Here is a 26,468-nt window from a genome sequence, read left to right on the forward strand (position 1 = left end):
CGGGTCAGAACACGCAGATCACGAGGTTGAAAATTATGGCCACCGATTACGACGCACCCAGAGTCACCGATTCCGACGAGTCGACGGACACGTCGCTCGAACAGCTGACCGCCAGCAGGAAAGAATCCCAATCACCCGCGGTGGACATCGACGACACCGACCCTGCCGAATCCTTCGACCTGCCCGGCGCCGACCTGTCCGGTGAAGAATTCACCGTCCGCGTCATCCCGAAGCAGTCCGACGAATTCACCTGCACCAGTTGCTTCCTGGTCCATCACCGCAGCCGACTCGCCCCGGGTGGGCAGCTGATCTGCCGGGACTGCGTCTGACAACACCGATGCGCGCGTCTGCGGCGATGACCGGACAGCGCCGCGGTCCGCGTGCCATCCTCGGGGGGTGGCACGCACCTGGTTGTCGGTGACAGTGGAACTGCTCGGCGGGCGCGGGGACGCGACGTCGTGACGCGGCGCTGCGGGAACGGATGCTGCAGGCGATCGAGGGCATCCGCGCTGGCTGACGGATCGGATGTGCCCCCGCGGGCCGACGGAACACGAGGTTCGACGTTCCGCGATGAGTTCGGCCGCCTCTTGCGGTCTGCATACTCGTATCCCGGTCCATCCGTTCATTGAAGGAGTCGCGCATGCCCCGCACCCGGATCCACAACATGAACATCTCCCTCGACGGCTACGCCGCCGGCGAGCACGTGACGTTCGACGCCCCGATCGGCGGTGCCGAACGGCTGTTCGCCTCGTTCGACGGACGCGTCATCCACGGGGTCGACCGGGTAGACGACCCGATCACCCTGGACCGCGCCGTGACCAGCCTGTGGGGCCAGGGCATCGGCGCGGAGATCATGGGCCGCCGCAAGTTCGGGCCCCAAACCGGCGATTGGCCCGACGACGGGTGGCGAGGCTGGTGGGGCGACGAGCCGCCATTTCGAACACCGGTGTTCGTCATGAGCCATCACCCACGCCCCAGCATCGACTTTCCCAACGGAACCAGCTTCCACTTCGTGGATGCGTCACCCCATGAGGTGCTGCGCATGGCCCAGGACGCTGCCGACGGTCAGGACGTCCGCATAGGCGGAGGCCCCTCGACGGTGCGGCAGTTTCTGCAAGCCGACCTGATCGATTTCATGCACTTGGTGATCGTGCCCATCACCCTGGGGCGCGGCGTATCCCTCTGGGAGGGCTTGGACGGCATCGAAGACCGCTTCACCGTCGAGACCGTCGCCTCCCCCAGCGGGCTCACCCACCAGTTCTGGAACAAGAACGGTCACGACTGACCCCGGTCCTTCGGCCGATCGGGATCGTCTCGAGCGATGACGACAGGGTGGGCGATGTCTCAAGCGGGGCGCGAGTCCGAAGTGACCGGTGCTGCATCGTGGAGTACCACACAGCATCGACCCGGCTCGGGGGCCAGTTCGGCGCGCGCTCCGCTCCGGCCGCTGCCGGCGATCACTCCCTCGACCAGTCGTAAATTCAACCCGCACACGACCTCCAGGTGGTTACGGGCAACCCGATGAAACGGACAGTTGCGTAGGTCGACACGGCCGTCCGCGTCGATCTGAGGGAGATATCCGCAGCCGCGGAGCGCCGCCAGGAGGTCTCCGCCGGCGTCGGCCGCAGCCCGCTTGCCGGCGTCGAGCGCTGCCTCGTTCACTGCCGCCCTGACGACTCCGCTGGTGTCATGTTCGACCGAGGAGACCAGCAACCGGGCAAGCAATTCGTAATCCCGGGGAGGCACGCTGACAGACATTTCCGTCGTCGCCCGGGTGTAGAGCTTCGCGGGGCGCCCGGCGCCGGGTCCGCCGCGACCGGCCGGTCTCTGGTAACTGACCGTCAACAGCTCGGCGTCGGCCAGCTTGTCGAGGTGATAGGCCGCGAGGGTTCGGCCGATGTCGACGGCGGCAGCCGCTTGCTCCCGCGAGACCGGCGTGTCGCTTTCGGCCACGAAATCATAGAGTCTGCGCCGCAACGGATCGTCCAGGTTGCTCAACGCCGCCAATGCATTTGGGGCTGCGGACCCGGATGCGGACATACCCCGACTGTAACACCAAACAGTATTGACAAATAGGGCGCGGCGGACGATTCTAAAAACACATCCCATTACTTTTACAAGGAGGTTTTCTGATGGCCACCCCAACGCCTGCACACTCACCCGGGCCTCTCGAACGCGCCCGCAGCGACCCCGCATACAGCGCGTTCCTCTTGCTGCGGATCGGATTCACCGTGCTCCCGATCGCCATGGGCCTCGACAAGTTCACCAACGTGCTCACCACCTGGGAGGACTACCTGGCACCGTGGATCGTCGACCTGAGTCCGCTCGATGCGCACGACACCATGCTCGTTGTCGGAGTCATCGAAATCGTCGCCGGGATCGCCGTCGCGATCAAACCACGATATGCCGCTTATATCGTGGCCGCCTGGCTCGCCGGAATCGTGATCAACCTGCTGACCTACCCGGGCTTCTACGACATCGCACTGCGCGACTTCGGACTGATGCTCGGCGCACTCACCCTCGGCCGGTTGGCCTACGTGTACGACCCCGCCTGGCACAGACACACCGTTCCATCCACGAATCTCGCTGCAGCATAGCGATATCGTTTACGCTCCTGATCGCCTCCCGCGACAACACCACCCTCGCGTCCACCCGACCGGGTCCACCGGCACCGTCGGGTAGACGCGCACCATCCTGGGAAAGAATCGATCATGACTTCCGAAGCGACACTGCACGTTCTGCATCGGAGATCGGCGACGACGCGTGAGGGTCAGATGTGGAACAGCATCGTTTCTGCGGTCAGGCCCGGGCCGAATGCCATGGCGCAACCGGAGCCTGTGGGTCCGCCGTTCTTCGCTCGTTCCATGATTTCAGCGAGAACGAAGAGCACTGTCGCCGAGGACATGTTGCCGTAGTTGTCGAGGACATGACGGGACGGTGCGAGGTCTCGATGGTCGAGTCCGAGAGACTCTTCCACGGCGTCGAGGATCGATCGTCCACCGGGATGCACGGCCCACAGGTCGATGGAATCCTTGTCGGCGCCGGCCAGGATGGTTTTCAGATTCTTCTCGTCGAGTGCTCGCGAGAGGGCGCCGGGGACCTTTCCGGACAACACCATGTCGAAGCCGATGTCTCCGATGCGCCAGGTGATCAGCTCGGAGGTGTCCGGAACCATGACGGCGTTGAACGAGTCCAGAGCGATGCCTTCCTCGTCCGCGGATACCAGCACCGCGGCGGATCCATCACCGAATACGAGGAACGACAGCATCGTTTCGAGCGACTCGGACCGCTGCAGGTGAAGCGAGCACAATTCGAGGCTGACGACGAGCACGCGGGCACCGGGTTCGCTCCGCACGATGTGATGGGCGAGTTTGAGTCCGTTGATGCCCGCAAAGCAGCCCATGAAGCCGATCTGGGTGCGTTCGACGGACGAGCTGATTCCGCACCGTTTGATGAGCTCGAAGTCGATTCCGGGGGAATAGAACCCGGTGCAGGTGACGACGATCAGGTGGGTGATCTCGGCGGCACGGTCGCCGAGTTCGAGACCTTCGACGGCCCGGACGGCGAGATCTGGTGCGTTACGTTCGAATTCGACCATCCTGGTCGCGGTGTCCACTTTGTTCGGATCGTCACCGTAAAAGGATTCCGGTGAGGCGATACCCGCCCATCGGTGCGAGATCTGGCACCTGTCGGCCATCCGGCGGAAGAGCAACTGCTTGCGACGTTGGCTGAACGTGCCGTCGGCGAAGTCGACGAATGCCTGATGGACATCGTGCTCCGGAACAACCGTACTGATGCGATTGACAAAGGCAGTAACCATGACGGGGTGCTCCGAAACTGGATGAGGAACCGATGGAGGCAGTGTGGGTGCAATCGCTGAACCGACGACGGCGAGAACGTTAGACCGCGTTCCGCCGCTCTGCAAGAGCACCGTCGGTCGCCACTCGAGGGTACGGTCGCAACGTCATGCAAGTTCCGTCGAGCCTCTGCAGGAGGAACGCGATGTCGTCGATCCTGCTGTGCAGCGCCCCGCTGACCGGCCATGTGCAGCCGATGATTGCGATCGGCCGACAGTTGGTGCAGGACGGGTGTGAGGTGTCGATCCTGACGGGGCGCAAGTTTCGGCCCCACGCCGAACGTGCCGGGATCCGGTTCATCGCGCTCCCCGACAGCTGCGACTACGACGAAGCCTCGCTCAACGAACGGTTCGCCGGTCGCGCCCGGCGGCCGGCGTTTCTCCGGTCCCGGTTCGACGCGGAGCGGATGTTCGCGGCGCCGCTGGCAGACCAGTACCGTGCCGTCCTCGAGGCGCTCGAGCGGGTGGACGCCGACACGATCCTCGCCGAGAACCTGTTCCTGGGCATGCTTCCGCTGATTGGCCGAAGCCCGGGCACTCGCCCGCGCGTGTTCGGCGTGTGCACATCCCCGCTGATGGCAACCAGCGTCGATACCGCGCCGTTCGGTCCGGGACTGTCCCCGGCGACCGGAAGGCTCGGACGTCTGCGCAACCGGGTACTCAACGCCGGCGCGCGGGGCGTCGTTCTGCGCCGGGCCCAGCAGGTCGCCGCGGCAGCGACACGTGACTGCACCGGGGCCGAGCCCCCGTGCTTTCTACTGGACTGGGTGTTGCACGCCGAGACGGCCTTCATCCTGACCACGCCCGGCTTCGAGTATCCGCGAAGCGACATCGAACAGCGCCTGACCTTCGTCGGCCCGATTCTGCCTGCCGCCCCCGGCGACGCACCGAAGCCGCCGTGGTGGGACCGCCTGAACACCGATCGGCCCGTCGTCCTCGTCACACAGGGCACCCTGGACAATCACGACCTCGGCCGCCTCGTCGAGCCGACCATCGATGCCCTCGCCGACACCGGTGCGCTGATCGTGGCCACTACCGGGGGACGCCCGATCGCGGCGGTGCGGCGTGACTCTCCGAATCTGATCGTGTCCGAATTCGTCCCCTTCGACCTCCTCCTCCCACACGTCGACGTCATGGTCACCAACGGCGGCTGGGGAGGGGTGCATTTCGCGTTGTCGCACGGCGTCCCCCTCGTCGTCGCGGGCAGTACCGAGGACAAAGCGGAGGTGGGTGCGCGACTCGCGCGATCCGGTGCAGGCGTGCGACTGCGCTCGGGCAGCCCCGGCCCGGCCCGGATTCGCCGGGCTGTCGAGACCGTTCTCCGCGATCCCGCATACCGGACCCGCGCCGAGGAATTGGCTGCCGAGTTGGCCGAACTCGACGCAACCAGATCGATCTCGCAGGTGATCATAGGTCGCGCGCGATCAGGTTCGGTCGGCTAGGTTCACTCCATGCGCAAACGGGTGTGGTGGATCATTGCGGGTGTCGTCGCCGTGATCGTGCTGGTTGTCGGCGTCGGGCCCTGGGCGTATGCGAAGTTTCTGCACGGTGATCAGCCCGATGCGCTGCACCTGTCGGACGACCCGGCGGCCGCCGCGACAGGCCCCCTCGACGGCACGTGGTCCGTTTCTCCCGGCTCGCACGCCGGGTACGAAGTCTGGGAAACCTTGAGCGGCCAACGAACCTTCGTGCGCGGTCAGACCGATCAGGTCACCGGCACCGCAGCTGTCGAGAATTCCGTACTCACAACCGGGAACGTGACGGTCGACGTGAAATCGATCGCCACCGACGACACCCGCCGGGACAACATGTTTCGCACCCTGGTGATGAACACAGCCGGTCAACCCACAGCGACGTTCGAGATTTCCCAACCCGTCGACCTCTCCGAATTGCCGGCCGACGGCACCACGGTCACCGTCCCCGTCCACGGCACACTGACATTGCGCGACCAGACCCGCGACGTGACCACGAATTTCCAGATCCGCAGGTCAGGACAGAATATCGAGACGGCGGGCGCGATCGACACGATCTGGACCGACTACCAGATCAACAAACCGACCCTCTTCCCGAACATCGTCGTCGAGGATGCCGGACAGGTGCAGTTCGCGATCGTGCTGAGCAGGAGCTGACCGACGATCACCACCACCAATCGGATTCCGCCCACCGTTCCGGTTCTGATCGTCGGTGGCGGACCCACCGGTCTGACGACCGCGAACCTCCTCTCCCGCTATGGCATCGAGAGCATCGTCCTCGAACGTCACCGCGGCCCCTATCCACTGCCGCGGGCCGTCCATCTCGACGACGAGGTCCTCCGGATCCTGCAAACGGTCGACGCTGCCGCCGAGATCACCCGAATATCGCGCCGCGCACTCGGAATGAGACTGGTCGACGCCGAGCTACGGACACTGGTCGAGATCCGGCGTGACCGCCCGGTCGGGTTGCACGGTTGGCCGGAGACCAACATGTTCGATCAGCCTGACCTGGAACAGGTTCTACGGACGAACCTTGAAGAGCGCGCGGCGAATGCCCTCGTCTCCGGATGCGAGGCCGTCCGGGTGCAACGACGGCCGAACGGCACCGTCGATGTCACGATCCGCGACACCCGCACCGGACACGAGACCGTCACGACAGCCCGGTACGTGCTCGGGTGCGACGGCGCGAACAGCATGGTCCGATCCGCGATCGGCACAGGCACAAGAGATCTCGGGTTCACACAACGATGGCTGGTGGTCGATGCCGAGTACGACCACGATCTCGGGATGTGGCCGGGGGTCCACCAGGTCTGCGCCGGCGTCGGATCTGCAACGTTCATGCAGATCGGTGACAACAGATACCGGTGGGAATTTCGCCTCCCGGACGAGTGCCGATTCGACTCCGACGACGACATCAGCCCGGCCGATGTGCGCGACCTGCTCGAACCATGGGTGCCGGCAGGAGACACCGGTCTGCGGGTGCTGCGGCACACCATCTATTCTCACCGCGCCCGGGTCGCACGCACCTGGCGCAGGGGACCGCTCCTTCTGCTCGGCGACGCCGCCCACCTCACGCCGCCATTCATCGGGCAGGGTCTCGGTGCAGGACAACGCGACGCCGTGAACCTCGCCTGGAAACTTGCCGCCGTCCTCGACGGCCACGCCGACGATCGACTGCTCGACACCTACGAGCCCGAACGCAGCAGACATGTCGTCCGGGCCATCCGCGCCGCCACCGCGATCGGCCGAATCATGGCCACGCGCCCCACGCGTCCCGTTCGAGCCGGACACGCTGTGCTGCGCCGAGCATCGGCGCTACCGGGACCCGACGCACTGGCGACACGCGTCCTCGCACCACCGCTGCGCGGAAGTGCACTGACCCCCAGCGTCCTCGCTCTGCCGTCATACCGGACCAGGACCGTCGGCACACCGATCCCGCAGGACGTCCTCGACGGCGAGACCGGGACCGCGAGAACCGACAGTGTGCTCGGCCCCGGCTTCGCACTCGTCTGCGCCGGGGAGCCGCCGCACGCCCTCGCCGATGTCGGCCGCCGACTCGACGCGAAGGTCGTCACCAGCGGCTCCCTCGCGGGATCGACCGGTGAAATCAACCGCTGGATGCGTCGCAATCACCTCACCGAGGTGCTGGTGCGACCTGATCGGATCGTCCTCGCTACTGTCGACCGCCGGGGTCGCATGAGTCCGACAACGTCCTGGTTGCCATTGCTGACCGCCGATCCGGGTGAAGCACGGTAGGCCCCGATCGCATCCCGGACGGCCCCAGTGAGGTGGTGGGGTCAGCTGAGGTCGATGTCGGCGTAGATCGCGGCGTGGCCGGAGGAAGCGTGCACCGGTGCCGTCATGGTCGGAAAGTGCTCGAACAGCGTGCCGTGCTTGCCACCCCAGACACCCTTGCGGAAGATCGCCCCACCCGTCGCCCGATCGAACAGCGCAGGAGAGAGCAGCACATAGTCGATCTTGTTGCTCGCGGTGCCATTGGCGTAGGTTCCGGGCCGGCCGCCGTCATCGAACCCGGCCACCTCCGAGACGTCGCGCAGATCCGTGCCGACCAGCAGCGGCTCGAGCGACGCACTGTCGGGGGTGTCGTTGAGATCGCCGACGACGGCCACGAACTCCGCGCCGTCGGCGCGCAGTTGCCAATAGATCGCGGCGACCCGCTCGGCCTGCCGAAGGCGGCGCGCGTTGCTGTCGGCAGGCGTGCCGTAACCCTTGCTCTGGAAATGGTTGACCAGCACCGTCAACGACGAGCCGGCCAGCGTGCTGGCGCCCGGAAAGTCGAAGGTGAACTCGGGGCAGTCGCGGCTGAAGACCGGTCGACCGGTCGGGGTGCGGTCGTCTACGTGCGAGCGGATGCCCCGCAACGGATAGGCGTTCTTCGACAGGATTCCTACAGCGATGCCGCGATCGTCGTTGCCGTCGATCACCATCGCGTGCGGAAACAGCGGATTCCGGTCCTGGTCGACGATCGCGGCCTCGGCGAAACGCTCGAGAGCGATCCGGCCCTCGACCTCGACGACGGCAGCGATATCGGCGTCCACCTCGCGCAACACCTGGGCGGTGTGCGTCATCGCCAGCGCATCGATGCGTTCCTTGGTCAGCTCCACCCACCCGACCCAGTCGCCGCGCCCGTCGGCAACGACCGACACCGCGGCCTTCGAACGCTTGACCAGTCGTCCGTGGACCTGCCGCAGTACCGCGTAGGTGGTGGTGTCGGATCGGTCGAGATCCAGGGCCACCAAGAGGTCGAGGATGAGCTTCTTGTCGTCGTCGGTGTAGGTGTCCTGGGCGATCAGCTCGCCGAGCTGGGCGTGTGCCTCGAGGATGTCGCGCCCGTCATCGTCCGGCGCGCTGCCCATCGCGCGGGGACGGGAGAAAAGGTTCTCGACGTTGAACGAGGCAATGCGGAGCGAGGTGGACGACACGATGACTCCCGGTTTGACTTCGGACGGCGGAGAAGACGACGGGGTGATGGTCGATCGAGCACGGTGCGAGCCCAGGCCCGCAGACGGCAGCCTATCCGGGCGCCGACCGGAACGGAACACAACCGCGCCACACCCGCACGACCGGGAAGGATCCTGGATAGGCACGAAAGGCGTTGCACCCTTTACTTATCGGATCGGCAGTCGATTGTTGCGCTGCCGACTGTTCACAGGGCATCCGGCCAATCCACCGCGCCTGTATACCTAGAGTTCTCCGACTGTGAGCGGCATGACTGATTTCCCCCCGGAGTGGGTATCCCCGGGCTGTGCGCCATCCGGCCCGCCCGGTCTCGAGCCTGGTGCCAGTCGATCGCGAGAGGAACTCCGGGACGATGCGGGAACAATTCGACGAGCAACTCGAACAGATCAGGGACGACCTGGTCGAACTGTGCACCCTGACCGAGCCCGCGATCGACTGCGCGACCCGGGCCGTGCTCGATACCGACCTCCCGGCAGCCGACCGCGCCACCGAACTGAGTGCCGACATCGAGGCCCGCGCCGCAGAACTCGACCATCGAGCACTCACGCTGATCGCCCGCCAACAACCGGTGGCACTGGACCTGCGATCCCTGATCGGCGGCATGCACAACATCGCAGATCTACGGCGGATGGGCAGTCTGGCGGCACACATCGCCGAGGTGGCCCGGCTGCACCATCCCGAACCGGTCGTTCCCCACGAGCTACGGGGCATCATCTCGGACATGGGCGTCGCCGCCACCGCACAGGCCGCGGCGGCACGAGAAGTCCTCCACACCCGCGACGAGGCGGCCGCATTGGACCTCATCTGGGCGGACGAACGAACCGACGAACTACTCCGCAGACTGTTCGCCGCCACCAAGAGCGACGAGTGGCTGCACGGCGCCGCGTCCGCCGTGAACATCACATTGCTGGGCCGATTCTACGAACGCTTCTGCGATCACACCGTCGAGATCGGGCGGCGCGTCATCTTCGTGGTCACAGGAGAAATTCCCGACCAATGACAGCTCGGCGGAACCGGACCCGTCGGCTGAGCACGGACATTCGTGCACCGGAATTTCGCCGACACGACACCGCCACGTACCTGCAACCGCGTACTACGCCCGGGAAGAATGGCAAGAGCACAGACCACGTAACACCGTGCCGAGGAAGGGGCGCGCATGTCCGAGGAATTGCTGGTCAAGCAAAGTGTGGCAAAAGGAACCGCGATGGGTGGAGCGGTTCTCCTCGTCACCGTCGGTGTACTCGAATTTCTGCAAGGCATCTCCGCGGTGGCCAAGGACGAGGTGATCCTCGTCGGAGTGGAATACACCTACAAACTCGACGTCACCGCATGGGGGTGGATCCACCTCGTCCTCGGGGCGGTCGTCGCGGCCACCGGCATCGGATTGTTCAGCGGGGTGATCTGGGCGCGAATCTCCGCGCCCATCATCTGCGGCCTGTCGATCGTCGTCAATTTCCTCTGGCTGCCCTACCAGCCGTGGTGGGCGATCACGATCATCGTGCTCAACGCCGTCGTCATCTGGGCCGTGGCGACCTGGGATCCCGCCAAGATCTGAGCGCGGCAGGCCCCAGCCGGACGGGCGCGAGGACCGGACAAAGTCTTTTGTCCCTCGCGCGACGTTCGGTGACCAACGCCAGATAGACGAACCGAAACGCGAGAGCGTCGTCGAGCCCGCCTCCGACGTCAAATTCGCGCGGAGTCGGCGAGGGACTTACCACGCGTCTCGGGCGCCCAGGCGGCACTGACAGCGAGGCCGATCAGGGCGATCGCGGCAGCGCCGAGCATGGTCGGGCCGATGCCCCAGCGGTCCAGGGCGATCGGGACCATATAGGTACCGACGGCGCCACCGACTCGGCTGAGTGACGAGGCCAATCCCACCGCACTGCCTCTGATTTCGGTCGGGAACAGTTCGTTGGGGTACACGAGCTGAAGGACCTGGGCGCCTCCGGTGAAGATCGCGTACGTCGCGAACAGGCACAGGATGACAGGTACCGGACTGCCCGGGAACAATCCCAACAGGAGCAGGGTCAGTCCGGACCACGCGAAGCTGTGGATCAGCAGGGTGCGGCGACCCAGTTTGTTGATGGCGGTCAGCGCGATGACGCAGCTGACCAGGAGCAGGATCGTGACGACGGCCGAACCCATGTTCGCCACTCGCCCGTCGAGGCCGAGACCGGCGAGGATCCTCGGCCCGAAGGCGTACACCGCGAACAGCGGCACGACCGACGCGGTCCAGAAGGTCGTGACGAAGACGATTCGTCCGAGGTAGCCCGACTTCCAGAGCGGGCCGATTGCCCCGGCGGAGCTGCCGGACTCGATCTCGAGTGTGGCGTGTGGGCCGAAGATTTTCGTGATGATCGCACTGGCTTCGGCGACGCGCCCCTTGCCGGCGAGCCAGCGCGGTGACTCCGGTGTGCCGGTGCGGGCGAGCACGGTCAGGGCAGCCGGTACCGCGGCGCTGGCCAGCACCCACCGCCAACCCTGATCACCAACTCCGCTGACGAGGTCACCGACGACATAGGCGGACGCGGCACCGAGGAACCACATCACGGTGAGCGAACCGATGAAGGGGCCACGATATTTCTTCGGGGTGAACTCGGTCAGAAGTGAGGCGGCCACGGGATAGTCCGCCCCGATTGCCACTCCGATCAGAACCCGGAGCAGGAACAACCACCAGAAGCCGTCCACCCAGAACTGCGCGACCGAAAAGACGACGACGGCGATCAAGTCGAATGTATAGAGACGCCAGCGGCCGAAGCGGTCGGTGAGCCGTCCGCCGAGGAACGATCCGAGGAAGATACCGATCGTTGCCGACGCGGCAATGAGGCCTTGCTGCGCCGAATTCAGACCCCACTGCGGCGTGATCTGCACCATGGCGATGCCGATGATGCTCAGCACGTATCCGTCGAGGAAGGGTCCCCCGCCGGCGTGGAGTGCGAGTCGTTTGTGGAAGCGCAACAGCGGGGCATCGTCGACGAGGAACGCTTCTGTCCGGGCGTGAGGTGGCTGGTCCATCGAGTTTCTCCTGAGCTGATTGCGGCCACAGGGGCCGTATCCGGGCTCGCATGACGACGGGCGCGTCGTCACGCACAGGGAACCCGCGCGCGCCCTGTGCCTGCGCCTCGGTGAGTATGCATGCGCCGCCTGTTTGTTGACCATCGACTCGAGTCGAAACGGTCACCTTGTTGGGATTTGATTCATAAGTACCTGAGCAGACTGAAGGCACAACATGCCAGCTCACCCGAGCCGGTGCCTGCTCTACTATTTGTGAGTCGATCGCGAGGAAGGGGAGGCAGACGTGCCACTGTCCGAGGCGGAACGACGTGCACTCGAGCGGCTGGTGTCGGCACCGAGCACCCCCCAGTCGCTGGCCCTCCGCGCCCGCATCGTTCTGGCGAGTTCCGAGGAGTCGATTTCCACTGTTGCTCGCGCCCTTGGGGTCTCACGCAACACGGCACTGAAATGGCGGACCCGATTCGGCACCCACGGTCTGCAGGGGCTCGAGGATCTGCCGAGGCCGGGTCGTCCGACCGCCTCAGGGGACGACTTGCACCGTGCGATCCTGCGTATTCCGCTGCAGCGACCGCCGGACCGGGGGTGGACCACACGCACGATCGCCGAGGCACTCGGCACCAACCAGGCAGCGGTGAGCCGGGTTCGGCGTCGGTGGTTCGCAGATCGGCCCGACCTCATCTCACATTCGGTCCTGGACTCGCCGAACTCGATGGTGCTCGCGGCTGTCGTCATCGATCCCGGCGTGCGGGTCCTCGTCTTCCACCAGCCGGCAACGCCCGCAGCGCGACCGCACAGCAGACAGACCAGTCAGCTCACCGAACCCGTCCGTGTCCTGCTTTCGGCCCAGTTCGCCTTCCCTCGCGAAACCCCGGCCACCGGGAACGACATCTCCCCGACGCTGCTGACCACGTTGGGCGAGGTCGACGCCGCGGTGCCGCGTAATTGGCCGGTTACCGCGCTCGTCGATCGTCCGATACCGCCTCGGGTGGACCGTTGGCTTGTTGGGCATCCCCGATTCAGTGTGTACGAAGTCGATCCCGACTCGTGGCTCGCGCAACTGAACTCGATCACCGCAGTCCTCGACCCTCGCCAATCGCCGGGACTGCTCGATCTCGAACACAGGGTGCGCCGGTGGGCGGAGCAACCGAGCACACCATTTTCCTGGGTCCGCGCCTCACCCACCCGCGCTTCTCGCCGGCCCGCGACCGAAGACCACCGGTCACGCTCCCCCTCACCCATATTGGCATCGGCAGTGGTCGAAGCACTACGCGAGTCCCTCGCCACCGGCGCGTTCCGGCCGGGGCAGCGCATCGCAGAACAGCCTCTCGCCACTCGGCTCGGTGTCTCCCGCGGGCCGATCAGGGACGCCCTGAAAATCCTCGCCGAGGACGGACTGATCGAACTCGAACCGCACCGCGGCGCGTACGTGCCCCTCCCCACTCGGCGCGACGTCTACGACACCTACACCGCCCGAGGCCCCCTCGGAGCCCTGCTGCTGCGCCGCATCGCCACGAACGGATCATCCCGTCTGGCCGCGGCGAAAGACGCGCTGGACGACCTCGTCCAGCAGGCCGAAATGCGCGACGTTCCCGGCACGGGCGACGCCGACATCCGGTGGCAGGACACCCTCGCTGCCGCAGCCGACATGCCGAGAATCGAGAAGATGTTCGTCCGTCTCTCGCTGCAGTTGCGGATGTTCGTCTCGATTCTCGGTCTCGAATACGCGTACTCGGTCGATGAGATCGTCGCCGACAACACCGCGATACTCCTCGCTCTCGAGGCCCAGGATCCCGAAGAGGTCACGCGGCTCTGGCGCCGCAAGATCGACAACGCGGTGACCTACATGGTCGGACAACTCGGCCATCTCGACTGACATCAACCAGCCGTCATCTGCTCCGGCCGCTACGATTGTGTCGAATCGTCCGTCCGAGAGCCAGGGGTGCCATGTCGGAGTTGGATCAGGCGTTTGCCGATGCACAGGAGAACGTCAACAAGCTCACCTCGCGACCGGACAACGATCAGCTGCTGCAGCTGTACGCGCTGTTCAAGCAGGGGTCGAAGGGTGATGTCGAGGGCAAGCGGCCCGGTCGGTTGGACATGGTCAAACGCGCCAAGTACGACGCCTGGGCCAAGTTGACCGGTACGAGCAGCGCCGACGCCAAGCAGGGCTACGTCGACCTGGTAGCCCGGCTCACGCAGGGCTGAGTTCAGCGGGCCCCGAAGCACCAGTCCTGGACATGCTGATCGTGCGCGAACTGTGCACCGATCAGGCAGTCAGCACCAGGTTCGCGGATTCTGCGGTCTCCGAACCGCGTATCCGGGTCACGAGGCGAGCAATCGCATCGGCAACCGCGGTCGGTTGTTCGAGGATCACCGAGTGGCCGGCGCCGTCGACGCAGACGAAATCGGCGTCCTCGACCTGCGCGGCGATTGCCACCGAATGGGTGGGCGGCGTCATCAGGTCCGCGGAACCGCACAGCACGAGCGTGGGAATCGCCGAGAGCGCCGGCAACGTCTCGGACTCGTCGTAGGTCGTGAACGAGTCCAGGAAGCTGGTCATCGTCACGATCGGGGTCTCGTCGTGCATCGCGATGGCGAGCTCGAGGACGTGTGTGCTGACCTTCCGGTCACCGAATTCGGCCCCGCGGATGACCGGTGCGAATACCTTGCACCCGAGGCGCTTCACCTGCTCCATGGATGTCGGTGCTCGGCGCACGGCCTCCTGGACCCAGGACAGGACCGGGGCGCGCAGCAGTCGGCCGAATCCGGCGTCGGCCAGACCACTCGCGGCGGTTGCGATCAAGCCGATCCCGACGATGCGGGTGCCGATCTCGTGCGGATACCGGCGCGCGTAGGTCAGTGCGGTCATCCCACCCATGGAGTGTCCGACCAGAACGACCGGATCGGTGGGGGCGATGGCGTCCAGTACCGCGTGGAGGTCGCGGCCCAACTGCTCGAGGGTGTAAGTCGCAGCGGGCGCCACGTCGGAATCGCCGTGACCGCGGTGGTCGTAGCTGACGATCCTGGCGTCGGTGTACTGCCGCATCAGTTCGTCCCGCACCAGGATCCACGATTCGGCACTCAGGCAATGGCCGTGCAGAAAGACGATCGTCATGGGGGCGTCGGTGGGGCCGTACTCGCGAACCGCAAGCGAAACACCGTCGTCAGCCGAGACAGTGGTCCTGCGCTGGACCGGGGTTTGGGTGGTGCTCTCGATCGACATGCCGGCCTCCCTCCTCCTCGCGATGACAGGTTCTACTGTCCATCGCGCAGGTTCGGGAAATAAGCACCCCGAGTGCTGTCCGTAATCACCCGCGGGTGACCGTCCCGCCACCCAGGGTGGATCCGGCCGCGCCGCTCCGCCGACCCGCGGTTTCGTCGGATCGCTACGACGGCGGCGCAGGCCACGGGTGGTCGAGGCTGACGATCTTCACGATCTCGGTGAAGAAGTTCCACACGCCCAGCGGGTCGGCGTTCGAATTGACCAACACCACCACCGTCTTGCCCTCGGGGGGAAGGTAGTAGGCATAGGTCTGGAAGCCCGCGATGTTTCCGTTGTGGCCGATCCAGCCGTTCTGGTTCTCGACCCCGAGTCCGTACAGCGAACCCGTGCCTTCCGACGGCGCCGGCTGAAACTGCTCCCGTTCGTGCTGGGTGGCGGGCGAGAGCATCGTTCCTTCTGCCAAGTCGCGCACCCACACGCGCAGATCGTCGAGCGTGGAAATCATGTTTCCCGCGCCGAATCCCCACGACGGGCTCCAGTCGGTCGCGTCCACCGTCGCGCCGTCGGGTGTTTTCGCGTATCCCCGGGCGTGCGGTGACGGAAGGGCCGCAGTGGTGGGGACCGAGGTGTCGTCGAGATTCTCGGGTTCCGTGATCCGCTCGGCGATGTAGGTATTCAGCGGCAGGCCGGATGCCTTCTCGACCACGAGACCCAAGAGGAGGGTGTTGGTGTTGGAGTAGTCGAACGCGGTTCCCGGCGCGAAGAGGGGTGGACGGCTGAAACTGATCGCGAGCAGTTCCTGGGGTGTCCATTGGCGCTGCGGCTGACTCGGGAGCGCCGGAATCACCACCTCGGAGTAGTCGAACAGCCCACTGCGCATGGCCGCCAACTGGCGGAGGGTGATCGCCTCGCCGTTGGGGACGTCGGGCACATACCTGTCGATCGGATCGTCGAGGCCGACCTTTCCCTCATCGACCAGTTGCAGCACGGCGGTGGTGGTGAAAGTTTTGGTGAGGCTGCCGACGCGCATGAACAGGTCCGGCGACATGGGGTCGCCGGTCGCGGTGTCGCGTACCCCGAACGCCTGCACGTAGGGTGCAGCGCCGTCCTGCCAGACACCGACGATCGCCCCCGGAACCGAGGCGTTCTCCATCGCCGTCGGGATGGTTTCGGTGAGCTGTGCATCGGGCAGGACCGGTGCATCGTCCGATTCACCGCATCCCGCCAGTCCCGTCGTGAGGACCGCCAGAACGGCGACCAGTCGCCGCACCGAGGATGTTCGTGCCACCCCGCTCTCCCATCGCTGTCTCGAATCTCGACCTGCTCGAAGCTTGCGTGGAACACTGTTTCCAGTATGGGCGGCCGTACCCAGCCGGGGAGGCGGATTACTTCGGGTGAACCGTCACCGACGAGTCGGGTGGCGTGTTAGAACGAACGAGTGGCACTCGGCGAACAGATCGAGATCGACGCTCGGACGCGCATGATCGTGGGTCAAGCGCTCGACATGGCCGCGCACCAGCCGGACGTGGGCAACGTGATCGTCCACCGGGCCGGAGATCTCCTGGTGCTCGTCGACAGCGGGGTGACCACCGCTTTCCGCGACGCGATCCGATCCGCCGCCGACGACCTCGCCCCGTGGTCGAAGATCCTGCTGCTCACCACCCACGGCCACCCCGACCATGTCGGGAACAACGACCTCGTCAACGACCTCGGCGACGGACTCGACCGCTCGAACGTGCAGCACTTCGTCAGCGCACACGACGCGAGCCAGTACCGCGATGACGGTCTTCCCTACTGGATCACGAGTCTCGAGCGCGTGTCCGGACTGGTGCCGGGGTTCGAGGATCCGGCTGACGCAGCGCGCCGGCTCCTTGCCATGTACCGGCCCTACGTTCCCGTCACCGACGTCACCCGGACCTATGAGGAACTCCCGCTCGAGCACCTCGTCATCGGCTCTCAACACGTGTCGGGTTGGTCGTTCGGAGACGGTGCCGTCCAGGTCGTCCGCACCCACGGCCACTGCGCCGGCCAGGTCGTCGTCCACCTTCCCGGGGCACGATTGCTGCACCTGTCCGACGAACCGAACGGGCCGTGCGGCGCGATGCACGACGCCAACCAGATGAACATCTTCGCCGCGGCCGCCCTGGCGCTGACGCTGGTCGAGACCGGCGCCGTCGACGTCGTCACGGAGGGCCACGCGTTCGAGGTGTTCGATCGCCCGGCCGCAGCCGAGCGCCTGGCGTCGCTACTCGATCAGGCTTCGGCGCTCGACGGCGCCGCACAGGCATTGCTCACCGATCGCATCGACGATCTACCGGCGTTCGTTCACGCCTTCATCGCGCGATCCCAGGAGCTGGGCGTATCGGGTGCGAATCCGAACCCCATGTTCAACACGATGATGACGATCGCCAAGTTGCGCGAGCTCGGCCTCGTAGCGAAAGGTGCAGGTTCGCAACAGACGTGGACCCGACCCGCGCTCGACGACTCCACGCGCGCACCCTGATCCCCGGTTGCGGCAGTTCAGGTCGGGACTCGCCGGTCACTGCACCGTGAGATGCGTCTTCGCCCACTCCGCCAGTTCGTCGAGGACCGGCATCAGTGACTGGCCGGCCTCGGTCAGCTGATAGGTGACCGACACGGGCGGTCCCTCGCAGACTTCCCGCGTCACCAAACCGGCCCCGGCCAGTTCGACGAGACGGTCGGAGAGCACCGAATCGCTGATGCTCCCGACCGATCGTCGCAGCCCGGAGAACGTCGCCGGGCCCGACATCAGCGTCGCCAGAATGACGCCGTTCCAGCGCTTGCCCAGGAACGTGAACGCTCTCGCGAGCGCGCCGTCGCACGCGCGCGGATCGTGCTGTTCGACGCCTGAGCTCATACCTCGACCATAGCAAGGTGCTAGCATCCAACTGTCAACTAGTTTTTTACTAGTAACATTTTTGTTGCTAGTCATCGAGAGGGAAGCAACCATGAGCTCAGACGTACAGACGCGACCGGAACTGGACGAGGCGGGTCGCGCCCTGCTGTTCAGCGAGGCACGCACGGCCAACAGTTTCGCGTCCACCCCGGTGACCGACGAGCAGCTCGCCCAGATCTGGGACCTCGCGAAGTGGGCACCGACCGCGGCGAACACCCAGCCCCTGCGGATCGTTTTCGCCCGGACCGACGAGGGTCGCGCGCGACTGCTGCCACACATGAGCGAGGGCAACAAGGCAAAGACCGAGTCGGCGCCCGCGGTCGCCATCCTGGCCGTCGACACGCAGTTCCACGACCACATCCCGGCGTTGCTGCCGTTCCGGCCGGAGCTGCGCGACGTCTTCGAAGGCGACGAGAAGATGCGCGAGCGAACGGGCGAATTCAACAGTGCACTCCAGGCCGGCTACTTCATCCTCGCCGTCCGATCCCTCGGCCTGGCCGCAGGCCCGATGGCAGGCTTCGACGCCGCCGGAATCGACGCCGAGTTCTTCCCCGACGGCCGCTTCCGTTCCATTCTCGTCGTCAACGTCGGGCACCCCGGCGCGAACCCGTGGTTCGATCGGCTCCCCCGCCTGGACCCGGCCGACACCGTGTCCTGGATCTGACTACCCGTCGGAACTCTCACGACGGTGCGTCCCCCGCCGACCGGATCGAGGGCTCGGATCGACGGTCACCTCGTCCGTGTCGGCGAAGACGAGGCGCCCGTCGTCGAGTGCGATCGCCCACCGATGCGCCGGCGCCCAGTCGTGCCCGGCACCACCCGGCTCGGTGAGTGCCGCGTAGTCCTCGACGACCTCACCGGTCGCGTCGGCCTCGGCCTTCCTGCGGACCAGCACCCGTGTGCCGACGGTCAACTCGGGGCCGGGCCCCGACCTGTCATCGCTTGCGTCGCCCATCGTGCACCTCTTCGTTCGGCGAACCTGGTCAGGAGCATAAGCACCTGCGGGCCCCGGGGCGACCCGAGCACCGAAAGAGCCGACCGTCCGGACCGTTTCCCGGCGGGCACGACGAACGAATTACCTAGTCAATTCCCGTCTTTGACCGATTAGGTTCCCTCGGTTCCGGGTAGTCCGGTAGCCGCACGATATTCACAGTTTCCGCCATGTCGCAGGGCATGCGGTAACGGGCGGCACGAGCAAAAGCGAGGTGCACGGCAATGACCACAGCCGGTGGAGGCCCGAGCTCGAGCAGCCTGGCCGATGTCATCGACACCATCTTGGACAAGGGCCTGGTCATCGACGCCTACGTCCGGGTCTCGCTGGTCGGCATCGAACTACTCACCATCGACGCCCGCGTCGTGGTCGCGAGCGTCGACACCTACCTGCGTTTTGCCGAGGCGGCGAACCGACTCGCGATCGGCAGCGAACCGAAAGGCCTGACCGATCTCGTCTCCGACGTCAAGGGCAGCGGCAGCACGAAATCCAAGACCAAGGGCGTACTCGAGGGCGTGGGCGAAACGCTCAGTGAGCTGCTCGGCGGATCGGACAACGAACGCGAACCCGCACCCCGTCGGAGGCGGACATGACCACCGCCGCCGAGGCCACTGCTACGTAGAACACGTGTCAGATCTATCGCCCGCGACGGCTCTCGCTGTAGCATTCGGGGATGAGTCGAGTAGGTAGCTACAGTGACGATGACGTGGCGGGTTGGCTGTCGATCTCACCCGAACTGGGTGGTGCGCTCGGCGCCTTCACGGACGCGGTTTACAACCGGAACCGGTTACCGTTACGCGTGCGGGAGATCGCGCGGATGGCGGTCGCGGAGGCCAACGAGTGCGCCGTGTGCCTCGGCACCCGCGACAGCAGTGGCGCCGACGCGGGCATCGACGAGCACTTCTACGATCACGTCCTCGAGTGGGAGTCGTGGCCCGGGTACAGCGCGGAGGAGCGGACGGCGGCGGAGTTCGCGCACCGGTTCGCCACCGATCACACGGCGCTGCGCGAGGACGAGGACTTCTGGGCGCGGTGTCACGAGCATTTCACCGACGAGATCCTGACCGACCTGGCGTTGTCGTGTGCGTTGTGGCTGGGGACGGGCCGGGTGCTGCGGGTGCTCGACATCGGTCAGACGTGCAAGCTCACGCTCTGAGCGTGCCGGCCCTCATTCCCATTCCCGCTGCGGCAGGACGTCCTCCATGAGCCTGCGCAACGCGGGGTTCCGGCTGTCCGAGCGCCAGGCGGCGTTCATCTGGACGGGCCGGTCGCGGATCGCGGAGACGGGCCGGAACACGACCCCTTCCGGGTGCATCGTCTGCGCGGATTCCGGGACGAGGGCCAGGCCCAGCCCGGACCGGACGAGCACCAGCATGGTGTGCACCTGCGTGACGTACTGGACGTAGCGCGGGGAGGCCCCGACGATCGTGAACGTGCTGATGAGCAGTTCGTGGAAATACCGCGCATCGACCGGCGAATACATGACGACGGGCTGGTCGTCGAAATCCTCCACCGCCAACTGGCCGGCGTCGGCGAGGGGGTGACCCGCAGGTAGCGCGGCGACGAGACGTTCGTGGTGGATGGGGCGGGTGTCGATGCCGGGGCGGGTGAGGATGGGGCGGATCAGTCCGAGATCCAGTTCACCGCTGATCAGCGATTCGATCTGCACCGACGTGACCATCTCCCGCAGAACGATTTTCACGTCCGGCAGCCGGTCGCGTGCGGCCTCGAGCAACCTCGGCAGCACCGCGTGCGCGGACGCGCCGGTGAACCCGACGACGACGGTGCCGAGATCACCGGCAGGCACCCGCCGCACCGTCAGGGCGGCACTCTCCGACAGACTCAGAATGCGCCGGGCGTCGGGCAGGAACGCCGCCCCGGCCGCGGTGAGGGTGACGGATCGGCTGGTGCGGTCGATCAACTGCACCCCGAGTTCGCTTTCGAGCTGCTGGATCTGACGGCTCAGCGGCGGCTGCGTCATGTGCAGGCGCTCCGCGGCGCGACCGAAATGCAGCTCCTCCGCGACGGCGATGAAACACGACAGCCGTGCGAGGGAGAACATTCGATCCACTCCTTTGCCTCGAGGTGGGCCCGAGCCCGAAGCTCAATCTAGCCCACCCGGAAGACGCCGACCGAGTTCGCGGTCGGCGTCTTCCGTGAGACAGCTACCAGCGAGGGCAGGTGTTCTCGAACGTCGGGTCCACCGACTTCATGTACCCGGTGTCGTCGCGGTCGCGCACCCCGCAGTCGAGGTACTGCTGGTGCAGGGCGGCGAGCGCGTCCTTGTCGATCTCGACGCCGAGCCCCGGCGTCGTCGGCACCGCGACCGCGCCGTCGACGAACTTCAGCACACCCGGCTTGACGACGTCCTCGGTCTTCCACGGCCAGTGCGTGTCACACGCGTACGTGAGGTTCGGGGTGGCGCCGGCGAGGTGCACCATCGCGGCCAGGCTGATGCCGAGATGCGAATTCGAGTGCATCGACAGGCCCAGGCCGAAGTTGTCGCAGATCCCGGCGAGCAGCCGCGACCGCTGCAGGCCACCCCAGTAGTGGTGATCCGACAGCACGACCTGCACCGAATCCTTCAGCACCGCAGGCTTGAGCTGATCGAACGCGACGACGCACATGTTCGTGGCCAGCGGCATCTTCGCCTCACGCGCCACCTCGGCCATGCCGTCGAGACCGGGTGTGGGGTCCTCGAGGTATTCGACGATGCCGTCGAGTTCCGACGCCACCCTGATCGACGTGTCGACGGTCCACGCGGCGTTGGGGTCGAGGCGCAGCGGCAGGTCGGGGAACGCGGCCCGCAGCGCCTTGATGCCGGCGATCTCCTCGTCCGGGGAGAACACGCCGCCCTTGACCTTGATGGCCTCGAAGCCGTACTCGCCGATCATCTTCTGCGCCTGACGGACCAGACCGTCGGGGTCGATCGCCTCGCCCCATTCGTCGGGCTCGGCACCGGGGTGCCCGGCCCACTTGTAGAACAGGTACGCGCTGAACGGAACTGCGTCGCGCACCTTGCCGCCGAGAAGATCGGACACCGGACGGCCGAGCGCCTTGCCCTGCACGTCGAGGCACGCCACCTCGAACGGGGAGAACACGCGGTCGGTGGTGCTGGCCGTGGTGATCATGCCCGCGACGCCGTCGCCGCCCGTGACGGTCAGCGTGGCGATCTTCGCGTCGATCGCCGCGCGGATCGCATTGAGCGCGAACACGTCCAGCCCGACGATCGCCTCGGCGGCCGCCTCGAGCCGGAGCAGGTGGGCCGTGTCGGCGTACGTTTCACCGAGTCCGACGAGACCGCCGTCCGTGTCGAGCTGGATGATCGCGCGCAGCGCGTAGGGCTGGTGCACGCCGACGGTGTTGAGGAGCGGCGGGTCGACGAACGCGACGGGCGTGATCCGCGCGCCGGTGATCCGGATCGGTGCGGCAGTCATCAGACCGCCGCCTGCACGGCGAGAGCGTCGGCGAGAACGGCGCGGCCGGCCGCGGTGATCCGAATGAGCTCACGCAGGTGCACGTCGCTCGTGGGGACGAGCGGCGGCCGCACGGGCCCGGCGTCGATACCTTCCATCGCGACACCCGACTTGATCAGCGACACCGCATATCCGGGCACCTGGTCGCGCAGGCGCACCAGGGGGTGGAAGAAGTCGCGGAGCAGTGCGTCGGTGAGTTCCTGGTTGCCGGATTCGAGTGCGTCGTAGAAGCCGAGTGCGAGTTCCGGCGCGAAGGCGAACGTGGCGGACGAGTACAGCGTGACACCGATCGCGCGGTACGCCTGCTGGGTGACCTCGGCGGTGGGCATGCCGTTGAAGAACAGGAACTGCTTGCCGGACGGGGCGAGCGCGTCCTTCACCGCACGGACGATGCGGCCCACCTTGTCGAGGTCACCGGTGCCGTCCTTGAACCCGACGACGGTCGGGAACTGCGCGACCTCCACGGCTGCCGCCTCGTCGAAGCGGGCGTTGCCGCGGTTGTAGACGACGAGCGGCAGGTCGGTGGTCTCGGCGACCGCGCGGGTGTACTCCACCAGTCCGGCCTGCGGCATCGTCACCAGGTACGGCGGGAGCAGCAGGATACCGTCGGCGCCGTTGGTCTTCGCGCTGGCGGCGAACTCCTTGGCCTGCTGCACGGAACCGCCTGCGCCGGCGAAGACGGGGACCCGTCCGGCGACGACCTCCGTCGCCTTGGCGACGATCCTGCCGAACTCCTCCAGCCCGAGGGCATGGAATTCGCCTGTGCCGCAAGCGATGAAGACGCCTCCGGGGCCGGCGTCGACACCCTTGGCGACGTGCTCGGCGAGCCGGTCGTAGTCGACGTCGCCGGATGCTGTGAACGGGGTGACGGGGAAGAACAGGACGCCGTCGAGCATGGGGAACTCCTTCACGAGAGAAAAATCAGGCTTGGGTGAGTCGGCCGTCGATGCGACGCCACAACTGGTCGGGGTTGCCGTCGGCGATGGCGGCGGGAAGCAGCGAGCTCGGAACATCCTGGTAGGCAACGGGTCGCAGGAAGCGTTCGATCGCCAGCGAACCCACGGACGTGGTGCGCGAGTCGGACGTCGCGGGGTGCGGACCACCGTGCACCATCGCGTGACCGACCTCGACCCCGGTGGGCCAGCCGTTGAACAGGATCCGCCCGGCCTTGAGCTCGAGGACGGGCAGCAGGCGGCCTGCCTCGTCGAGATCGGCGTCGTCGACGTGGACGGTCGCGGTCAGCTGGCCTTCCAGCTTCGCCGCCACGGCGCGCACCTGCTCGGCGTCGCGGCAGCGGACGATCAGGCTGGACGAGCCGAACACCTCCTGCTGCAACACCTCCGAGCCCAGGAACGTGTCGGCTGCGGCGCTGAACAGCGCTGCCCGGCCCGTGTTGGGTGCGTCGGATTCGGTGCCGCGGGCCTCCACGGTCGCAGCTCCGCTGAGCGCGGTGACGCCGTCGGCGTAGCAGCCGGCGATGTTCGGGGTGAGCATCGGGGTGGGCGTGCTCTCGGCGACCGCGGCGCGCGCGGACTCGACGAACGAGGTGAGGCCGGGACCGTCGACCGCGATGACGAGACCGGGGTTGGTGCAGAACTGCCCGGAACCGAGGGTCAGCGACCCGACGAAGGCGCGACCGAGTTCGGCGCCGCGGGTGGTGAGCGCGTTCTCGAGGAGGAACACCGGGTTGATCGAACTCATCTCCGCGTACACCGGGATCGGTTCCGGGCGTCCCGCGGCGGCCGCGACCAGAGCGGTTCCGCCGGAACGGGATCCGGTGAAGCCGACGGCCTTGATGCGCGGATCCGTGACCAGCGCGGTGCCGAGCCCGCGGCCCGAGCCGAACAGCAGGGAGAACGTCCCCGCAGGCATGCCGGTGCTCGCGACGGCGTCGGCGATGGCGCGTCCGACGAGTTCGGACGTGCCGGGGTGCGCGTCGTGGGCCTTCACGACGACGGGGCAGCCCGCCGCCAGCGCCGACGCGGTGTCGCCGCCGGCGACGGAGAACGCGAGGGGGAAGTTGCTGGCGCCGAACACCGCGACCGGTCCGAGCGGGACCTTCCGCTGGCGGATGTCGGCACGCGGCAACGGGGTGCGGTCGGGCAGCGCAGGATCGATGCGGGCACCGTTCCAGCCGCCGTCGCGCAGGACGCCGGCGAACAGCCGCAGCTGTCCGGAGGTGCGGCCCACCTCGCCGGTGACGCGGCCCTGGGGGAGTCCGGATTCGGCGCACACCCGGGCGATCAGCGTGTCGCCGAGCGCCTCGATGTTGTCGGCGATCGTCTCGAGGAACCGGGCGCGCTCCTCGGACGTCGTGGCGCGGTACGGCGCGAACGCCTCGGCGGCGGCGGCGCAGGCGGCGTCGACGTCCCGGTCGTCACCGTGCGCGAAGCCGGGCTCGAGCTGGTGGCCGGTGGCGGGGTCGATGCCGTGGATGGTCGTGCCGGAACCCTGGACGGGGTTGCCCGCGATGATCATCTGTCCGGTCACGTCGGTCCGGTTCACCGTTGCTGTCATGATGCGATCCTCGAATTCTCGTCTGCGTTTCGTATGGTCCGGTGACGGGTCATTTGGTGGCCAGGGTGTCGTCGGACGCCACCTCTGCGACGTTCGCGACTTCGTCGATGTCTTCCTTGTCGCGCCGGAAGTAAGTCACCGCCGCGGCGGCGGCCAGGGCGAAGAGCGACAGCACGATCAGGCCCATCGTCACCGTGCCGGTCTGCTCCTTGATGACACCGAAGCCGAACGGGGCCACGAAGCCACCCAGGTTGCCGAGCGAGTTGATGATCGCGATCGCCGGTGCCAGCACCATCGGGTGGAGCGTACGCTGCGGAATCGACCAGAACAGCGGGCTCGCGCTCTTGAACCCCATCGTCGCGACGCACAGCAGCGGCAGGGCCAGCCAGGGCGTGACGAACGCGGCGGCCATCGTGCCGATACCGCCGATAAGCAGCGCGGCGACGAGGTACGGCTTGTGCCGTCCGGTGCGGTCGGCGGAGCGGTTGGAGAAGTACATCGCGAAGATCGCGCAGATCCACGGGAGCGAGGACAGCAGCCCGACGGTGACGTCGGTGGTGCCCGGGATGCGGCGGATGATCGACGGCAGCCAGAACGTGTTGGCGTAGATCGCCATGGTGATCGCGAAGAAGATGCCGCAGCACACCAGGATCCGCGGCTGCAGGAGCAGCTTCCAGCGCGAGCCCGACTCGCCGCGCTTCGCGGACGCCTCGCTGCGCAGCACGTCCTCCTCGGCGATGACGGCCTGCAGGTCGTGCTTCTCCGGGCCGGTGAGCCACTTCGCGTCGTCGATCTTCGAGTCGAGCAGGCGGTAGGCAATGCACCCGACGACCACCGACAGCAGGCCCTCGAGGGCGAACATCCACTGCCAGCCGTGGTGCCCGCCGAGTCCGTCGAGGGACAACAGCGGTCCGGACATCGGTCCCGAGATGGCGGCCGCGATCGACGAACCGGCGATGAACAGGGCGGTGGCGCGGCTGCGGTGGTTGTTCGGCAGCCAGCGGGTGAAGTAGAAGATGATGGCCGGGAAGAAGCCGGCCTCGGCGACACCGAGCAGGAACCGCAGGGCGTAGAACATCTCGGGGCCGTTGACGAACGCCATGGCCGCGGACACCAGGCCCCACGAGATCATGATGCGGGTCAGCCACACCTTGGCGCCGAACTTCTCCATCAGCACGTTCGACGGCAGTTCGAAGATCGCGTAGGCGATGAAGAAGACACCCGCGCCGAATCCGTACGCCGCGGCGCCGATGCCCACATCTGCTTCGAGGTGGGTCTGGGCGTAGCCGATATTCGAGCGATTGAGCTGGTTACAGATCAACATCACGATGAACAGCGGCACGACACGGCGGAAGATCTTGGAGACCGCGCTGTCGACTGCCGGCGAGACGGCGAGGGGGAGGGTCATCGGTGACTCCTCTCTCTGGATTCGGGGGGTGACGAAGTTGGGGGACTCTGATCACGCCCCGATCCGGAAGCGTGACCTGAGTCATAGGAATCACGCTAGAGGGATGTTCGATA

General features: G+C 66.5%; 27 protein-coding genes. 14 read left to right on the plus strand and 13 right to left on the minus strand.

Annotated features, from left to right (window positions below; translation table 11 throughout):
• Nucleotides 1–35 precede the first annotated feature (35 nt).
• Both BLV94_RS26865 and BLV94_RS26870 read left to right on the plus strand, forming a co-directional pair.
• Nucleotides 36–329, plus strand: coding sequence for a DUF4193 domain-containing protein (locus BLV94_RS26865; protein ID WP_072943739.1), 294 nt, complete (start codon nt 36–38; stop codon nt 327–329).
• A gap of 311 nt (nt 330–640) precedes the next feature.
• Nucleotides 641–1,285 carry a dihydrofolate reductase family protein gene (locus BLV94_RS26870; RefSeq protein ID WP_072943740.1) on the plus strand — a complete coding sequence of 215 codons (645 nt, stop codon included), beginning with the start codon at nt 641–643 and terminating at the stop codon, nt 1,283–1,285.
• Between the two features lie 59 nt (nt 1,286–1,344).
• Here the strand turns inward: BLV94_RS26870 and BLV94_RS26875 are convergent, their stop codons facing one another.
• The gene (locus BLV94_RS26875) at nt 1,345–2,040 is read right to left on the minus strand and encodes a helix-turn-helix transcriptional regulator (protein ID WP_072943742.1); all 696 of its coding nucleotides are present in this window, start codon (nt 2,038–2,040) and stop codon (nt 1,345–1,347) included.
• A gap of 92 nt (nt 2,041–2,132) precedes the next feature.
• Here BLV94_RS26875 and BLV94_RS26880 point away from each other — a divergent pair, with 92 nt between their 5' ends.
• A complete protein-coding gene (locus tag BLV94_RS26880; RefSeq protein ID WP_072943743.1) occupies nt 2,133–2,597 on the plus strand; it encodes a DoxX family protein in 465 nt (154 codons plus the stop codon).
• A 173-nt stretch (nt 2,598–2,770) separates the two neighbouring features.
• Here BLV94_RS26880 and BLV94_RS26885 read toward each other — a convergent pair whose 3' ends face one another.
• Nucleotides 2,771–3,820 (minus strand): type III polyketide synthase, encoded by a 1,050-nt coding sequence (locus BLV94_RS26885; protein ID WP_072943744.1) that lies wholly within the window; start codon nt 3,818–3,820, stop codon nt 2,771–2,773.
• Nucleotides 3,821–4,002: 182 nt separating this feature from the next.
• Between BLV94_RS26885 and BLV94_RS26890 the strand changes: the two genes are divergently transcribed.
• From BLV94_RS26890 to BLV94_RS26900, 3 genes are read left to right on the plus strand one after another with little or no spacing between them, the layout of a single operon-like run.
• Nucleotides 4,003–5,298, plus strand: a complete 1,296-nt coding sequence (locus tag BLV94_RS26890; protein WP_072943746.1) for a nucleotide disphospho-sugar-binding domain-containing protein — start codon at nt 4,003–4,005, stop codon at nt 5,296–5,298.
• 9 nt (nt 5,299–5,307) lie between these two features.
• Nucleotides 5,308–5,985 (plus strand): YceI family protein, encoded by a 678-nt coding sequence (locus BLV94_RS26895; protein ID WP_072943748.1) that lies wholly within the window; start codon nt 5,308–5,310, stop codon nt 5,983–5,985.
• 24 nt (nt 5,986–6,009) lie between these two features.
• Nucleotides 6,010–7,584 (plus strand): bifunctional 3-(3-hydroxy-phenyl)propionate/3-hydroxycinnamic acid hydroxylase, encoded by a 1,575-nt coding sequence (locus tag BLV94_RS26900; RefSeq protein WP_072943749.1) that lies wholly within the window; start codon nt 6,010–6,012, stop codon nt 7,582–7,584.
• Between the two features lie 41 nt (nt 7,585–7,625).
• On the opposite strand, the gene BLV94_RS26905 is transcribed toward BLV94_RS26900, so the two are convergent.
• Entirely contained in the window at nt 7,626–8,771 is a 1,146-nt protein-coding gene (locus BLV94_RS26905; protein ID WP_208613715.1) for an endonuclease/exonuclease/phosphatase family protein, read from the minus strand.
• A gap of 389 nt (nt 8,772–9,160) precedes the next feature.
• On the opposite strand from BLV94_RS26905, the gene phoU reads away from it, so the two are divergent.
• A complete protein-coding gene (phoU, locus tag BLV94_RS26910) occupies nt 9,161–9,808 on the plus strand; it encodes a phosphate signaling complex protein PhoU (protein WP_072943751.1) in 648 nt (215 codons plus the stop codon).
• A 156-nt stretch (nt 9,809–9,964) separates the two neighbouring features.
• Nucleotides 9,965–10,363: a DUF7144 family membrane protein gene (locus tag BLV94_RS26915; RefSeq protein WP_072943753.1), complete on the plus strand. Its 399-nt coding sequence runs from the start codon at nt 9,965–9,967 to the stop codon at nt 10,361–10,363.
• Nucleotides 10,364–10,491: 128 nt separating this feature from the next.
• On the opposite strand, the gene BLV94_RS26920 is transcribed toward BLV94_RS26915, so the two are convergent.
• Nucleotides 10,492–11,823, minus strand: a complete 1,332-nt coding sequence (locus tag BLV94_RS26920; RefSeq protein ID WP_072943755.1) for an MFS transporter — start codon at nt 11,821–11,823, stop codon at nt 10,492–10,494.
• 283 nt (nt 11,824–12,106) lie between these two features.
• Between BLV94_RS26920 and BLV94_RS26925 the strand changes: the two genes are divergently transcribed.
• Entirely contained in the window at nt 12,107–13,696 is a 1,590-nt protein-coding gene (locus BLV94_RS26925; protein WP_072943757.1) for a GntR family transcriptional regulator, read from the plus strand.
• 71 nt (nt 13,697–13,767) lie between these two features.
• Entirely contained in the window at nt 13,768–14,028 is a 261-nt protein-coding gene (locus tag BLV94_RS26930; protein WP_072943759.1) for an acyl-CoA-binding protein, read from the plus strand.
• Between the two features lie 61 nt (nt 14,029–14,089).
• Here BLV94_RS26930 and BLV94_RS26935 read toward each other — a convergent pair whose 3' ends face one another.
• Both BLV94_RS26935 and BLV94_RS26940 read right to left on the minus strand, forming a co-directional pair.
• Entirely contained in the window at nt 14,090–15,046 is a 957-nt protein-coding gene (locus BLV94_RS26935) for an alpha/beta fold hydrolase (protein ID WP_072943760.1), read from the minus strand.
• 163 nt (nt 15,047–15,209) lie between these two features.
• A complete protein-coding gene (locus BLV94_RS26940) occupies nt 15,210–16,334 on the minus strand; it encodes a serine hydrolase domain-containing protein (RefSeq protein WP_072943761.1) in 1,125 nt (374 codons plus the stop codon).
• 150 nt (nt 16,335–16,484) lie between these two features.
• On the opposite strand from BLV94_RS26940, the gene BLV94_RS26945 reads away from it, so the two are divergent.
• Complete coding sequence (locus tag BLV94_RS26945; RefSeq protein WP_072943762.1) at nt 16,485–17,549, plus strand: MBL fold metallo-hydrolase; 1,065 nt, start codon at nt 16,485–16,487, stop codon at nt 17,547–17,549.
• Nucleotides 17,550–17,585: 36 nt separating this feature from the next.
• Here the strand turns inward: BLV94_RS26945 and BLV94_RS26950 are convergent, their stop codons facing one another.
• Entirely contained in the window at nt 17,586–17,924 is a 339-nt protein-coding gene (locus BLV94_RS26950) for a winged helix-turn-helix transcriptional regulator (protein WP_072943763.1), read from the minus strand.
• A 91-nt stretch (nt 17,925–18,015) separates the two neighbouring features.
• Between BLV94_RS26950 and BLV94_RS26955 the strand changes: the two genes are divergently transcribed.
• Nucleotides 18,016–18,627 (plus strand): malonic semialdehyde reductase, encoded by a 612-nt coding sequence (locus BLV94_RS26955; protein WP_072943764.1) that lies wholly within the window; start codon nt 18,016–18,018, stop codon nt 18,625–18,627.
• On the opposite strand, the gene BLV94_RS26960 is transcribed toward BLV94_RS26955, so the two are convergent.
• Complete coding sequence (locus BLV94_RS26960; protein WP_072943765.1) at nt 18,628–18,918, minus strand: hypothetical protein; 291 nt, start codon at nt 18,916–18,918, stop codon at nt 18,628–18,630.
• 260 nt (nt 18,919–19,178) lie between these two features.
• Here BLV94_RS26960 and gvpJ point away from each other — a divergent pair, with 260 nt between their 5' ends.
• Together gvpJ and BLV94_RS26970 are read left to right on the plus strand one after the other, a co-directional pair.
• The gene (gvpJ, locus tag BLV94_RS26965; protein WP_072943766.1) at nt 19,179–19,547 is read left to right on the plus strand and encodes a gas vesicle protein GvpJ; all 369 of its coding nucleotides are present in this window, start codon (nt 19,179–19,181) and stop codon (nt 19,545–19,547) included.
• Nucleotides 19,548–19,627: 80 nt separating this feature from the next.
• Complete coding sequence (locus BLV94_RS26970; RefSeq protein WP_072943768.1) at nt 19,628–20,110, plus strand: carboxymuconolactone decarboxylase family protein; 483 nt, start codon at nt 19,628–19,630, stop codon at nt 20,108–20,110.
• A 12-nt stretch (nt 20,111–20,122) separates the two neighbouring features.
• Here BLV94_RS26970 and BLV94_RS26975 read toward each other — a convergent pair whose 3' ends face one another.
• From BLV94_RS26975 to BLV94_RS26995, 5 genes are all read right to left on the minus strand, one after another.
• A complete protein-coding gene (locus BLV94_RS26975) occupies nt 20,123–21,016 on the minus strand; it encodes a LysR family transcriptional regulator (protein ID WP_072943770.1) in 894 nt (297 codons plus the stop codon).
• A 103-nt stretch (nt 21,017–21,119) separates the two neighbouring features.
• Nucleotides 21,120–22,391: a glucarate dehydratase family protein gene (locus BLV94_RS26980; protein WP_072943772.1), complete on the minus strand. Its 1,272-nt coding sequence runs from the start codon at nt 22,389–22,391 to the stop codon at nt 21,120–21,122.
• Nucleotides 22,391–23,326 carry a 5-dehydro-4-deoxyglucarate dehydratase gene (locus BLV94_RS26985; protein ID WP_072943773.1) on the minus strand — a complete coding sequence of 312 codons (936 nt, stop codon included), beginning with the start codon at nt 23,324–23,326 and terminating at the stop codon, nt 22,391–22,393. The genes BLV94_RS26980 and BLV94_RS26985 overlap by 1 nt, the downstream gene beginning before the upstream one ends.
• A gap of 25 nt (nt 23,327–23,351) precedes the next feature.
• Nucleotides 23,352–24,947: an aldehyde dehydrogenase (NADP(+)) gene (locus BLV94_RS26990; RefSeq protein ID WP_072943775.1), complete on the minus strand. Its 1,596-nt coding sequence runs from the start codon at nt 24,945–24,947 to the stop codon at nt 23,352–23,354.
• Nucleotides 24,948–24,996: 49 nt separating this feature from the next.
• Nucleotides 24,997–26,355: an MFS transporter gene (locus BLV94_RS26995; RefSeq protein ID WP_072943777.1), complete on the minus strand. Its 1,359-nt coding sequence runs from the start codon at nt 26,353–26,355 to the stop codon at nt 24,997–24,999.
• Between the last annotated feature and the right edge of the window lie 113 nt (nt 26,356–26,468).

Source organism: Rhodococcus koreensis (assembly GCF_900105905.1).
GTDB classification, from domain to species: domain Bacteria; phylum Actinomycetota; class Actinomycetes; order Mycobacteriales; family Mycobacteriaceae; genus Rhodococcus_F; species Rhodococcus_F koreensis.

Excerpts from the sequence above, each read along its gene's own strand:
- BLV94_RS26930 (WP_072943759.1), top strand. The coding sequence starts at position 13,768 with ATGTCGGAGTTGGATCAGGCGTTTGCCGATGCACAGGAGAACGTCAAC.
- BLV94_RS26950 (WP_072943763.1), bottom strand. The coding sequence starts at position 17,924 with ATGAGCTCAGGCGTCGAACAGCACGATCCGCGCGCGTGCGACGGCGCG.
- BLV94_RS26915 (WP_072943753.1), top strand. The coding sequence starts at position 9,965 with ATGTCCGAGGAATTGCTGGTCAAGCAAAGTGTGGCAAAAGGAACCGCG.
- BLV94_RS26880 (WP_072943743.1), top strand. The coding sequence starts at position 2,133 with ATGGCCACCCCAACGCCTGCACACTCACCCGGGCCTCTCGAACGCGCC.
- BLV94_RS26920 (WP_072943755.1), bottom strand. The coding sequence starts at position 11,823 with ATGGACCAGCCACCTCACGCCCGGACAGAAGCGTTCCTCGTCGACGAT.
- BLV94_RS26975 (WP_072943770.1), bottom strand. The coding sequence starts at position 21,016 with ATGTTCTCCCTCGCACGGCTGTCGTGTTTCATCGCCGTCGCGGAGGAG.
- BLV94_RS26870 (WP_072943740.1), top strand. The coding sequence starts at position 641 with ATGCCCCGCACCCGGATCCACAACATGAACATCTCCCTCGACGGCTAC.
- BLV94_RS26995 (WP_072943777.1), bottom strand. The coding sequence starts at position 26,355 with ATGACCCTCCCCCTCGCCGTCTCGCCGGCAGTCGACAGCGCGGTCTCC.
- BLV94_RS26955 (WP_072943764.1), top strand. The coding sequence starts at position 18,016 with ATGAGCTCAGACGTACAGACGCGACCGGAACTGGACGAGGCGGGTCGC.
- gvpJ (WP_072943766.1), top strand. The coding sequence starts at position 19,179 with ATGACCACAGCCGGTGGAGGCCCGAGCTCGAGCAGCCTGGCCGATGTC.
- BLV94_RS26990 (WP_072943775.1), bottom strand. The coding sequence starts at position 24,947 with ATGACAGCAACGGTGAACCGGACCGACGTGACCGGACAGATGATCATC.
- BLV94_RS26960 (WP_072943765.1), bottom strand. The coding sequence starts at position 18,918 with ATGGGCGACGCAAGCGATGACAGGTCGGGGCCCGGCCCCGAGTTGACC.
- BLV94_RS26885 (WP_072943744.1), bottom strand. The coding sequence starts at position 3,820 with ATGGTTACTGCCTTTGTCAATCGCATCAGTACGGTTGTTCCGGAGCAC.
- phoU (WP_072943751.1), top strand. The coding sequence starts at position 9,161 with ATGCGGGAACAATTCGACGAGCAACTCGAACAGATCAGGGACGACCTG.
- BLV94_RS26970 (WP_072943768.1), top strand. The coding sequence starts at position 19,628 with ATGAGTCGAGTAGGTAGCTACAGTGACGATGACGTGGCGGGTTGGCTG.
- BLV94_RS26985 (WP_072943773.1), bottom strand. The coding sequence starts at position 23,326 with ATGCTCGACGGCGTCCTGTTCTTCCCCGTCACCCCGTTCACAGCATCC.
- BLV94_RS26890 (WP_072943746.1), top strand. The coding sequence starts at position 4,003 with ATGTCGTCGATCCTGCTGTGCAGCGCCCCGCTGACCGGCCATGTGCAG.
- BLV94_RS26875 (WP_072943742.1), bottom strand. The coding sequence starts at position 2,040 with ATGTCCGCATCCGGGTCCGCAGCCCCAAATGCATTGGCGGCGTTGAGC.
- BLV94_RS26895 (WP_072943748.1), top strand. The coding sequence starts at position 5,308 with ATGCGCAAACGGGTGTGGTGGATCATTGCGGGTGTCGTCGCCGTGATC.
- BLV94_RS26980 (WP_072943772.1), bottom strand. The coding sequence starts at position 22,391 with ATGACTGCCGCACCGATCCGGATCACCGGCGCGCGGATCACGCCCGTC.
- BLV94_RS26935 (WP_072943760.1), bottom strand. The coding sequence starts at position 15,046 with ATGTCGATCGAGAGCACCACCCAAACCCCGGTCCAGCGCAGGACCACT.
- BLV94_RS26865 (WP_072943739.1), top strand. The coding sequence starts at position 36 with ATGGCCACCGATTACGACGCACCCAGAGTCACCGATTCCGACGAGTCG.